This is a genomic window from Streptomyces huiliensis (genome assembly GCF_020037025.1).
Taxonomy (GTDB): domain Bacteria; phylum Actinomycetota; class Actinomycetes; order Streptomycetales; family Streptomycetaceae; genus Streptomyces; species Streptomyces huiliensis.
In genome coordinates, this window is sequence record NZ_JAIQLH010000531.1 from 1 (window position 1) to 1,125 (window position 1,125).

The 1,125-nt window shown below is 78.8% G+C and carries 1 protein-coding gene and 1 pseudogene; both read left to right on the forward strand.

Going from position 1 to position 1,125, the window contains the following annotated elements:
• A pseudogene (locus tag JNW98_RS35680) lies at positions 1–438 on the forward strand (pyridoxal phosphate-dependent aminotransferase); the annotation flags it as partial.
• Between the two features lie 130 nt (positions 439–568).
• On the forward strand, positions 569–1,125 hold a 557-nt coding region (locus JNW98_RS35685; protein ID WP_223772399.1), incomplete at its 3' end, for an MBL fold metallo-hydrolase.

Genomic DNA, 1,125 nt, shown 5'->3' on the forward strand with positions numbered 1-1,125 from the left:
TGGGCGCTGGCCGAACCGCCGCCCGTCCGCGCGCGCACGGCCGCCGCCGCGCGGCTGTACGGGACGGTGACCGCCGCCGTCCTGGAACGGATCACCGCGGCCGGGGCGCTCGCCCGCCCGGCCCAGACCGGCCCCCACCTCTACGCCGACCTCGGCGAGCTGCGCGTCGGCCTCGCGCGGCGGGCCGTCACCGACTCCGTCGAGCTGGAGGCGTACCTCGGCGCGGCGCTCGGCCACCCGGTCCCCGGCGGCCACCGCTTCGGGGACGACCCCGACGCCCTGCGCGTCCGACTCTCCGCCCTGCCGTTCCTCGGCGCCGGCGACGAACCGCGGCAGCGCGCCCTGGACTCCCCGGACCCGCCGGCCCTGCCGGAGACAGCCGAGGCGCTGGCCGGACTGGAAGCGGCGTTCCGCGCCCTGGGCGACACCGGAACCTGAGGCACTCCGGGCCCCGAGGCACCCAGGCCCCCGAGGCACCCAGGCCCCCGAGGTCCCGACCCCCGTCGACGAGCGTGCCGCCGCCCCCGCCCCGCGCCGGCACCCGGTCCCCCCGAACGGAGCCCATTCGATGACCGAGCAGACCGAGCGCCCCCTCTCGGAACCGCGCCCGACGGGCGAGGTCCGTACCTGGCCGCGGTCCTTCGCCGACCGGCTCACCTCGCCGCTGCCGGGCGTCCGGGCGCTGGCCCGGCTCGCCCGCGAGGGGATGCTGCGGCCGGGCGCCGAAGCGCTGCGGGAGGTCTCCCGGCTGCCCGTCGTGCCCGGCGCGCCCCCGGCCGTCGACGCCGCCGCGGTCGCCGTCACCTGGGCCGGGCACGCCAGCTGGGTGGTCGGCATCGGCGGGCTCACCGTCCTCACCGACCCCGTGTGGTCCCGGCGGATCCTCGGCACCCCGCCCAGAATCACCCCGGTCGGCGTCCGCTGGGAGGACCTGCCCCCGGTGGACGCCGTCGTCATCAGCCACAACCACTACGACCACCTCGACGCCCCCACCCTCAAACGACTCCCGCGCCACACCCATCTCCTGCTCCCCGCAGGTCTCGGCCGCTGGGCGCGGCGGCGCGGCTTCACCCGCGTCACCGAGCTGGACTGGTGGGAGGCGGTCGAGCTGCCGGGCGCCGCCGG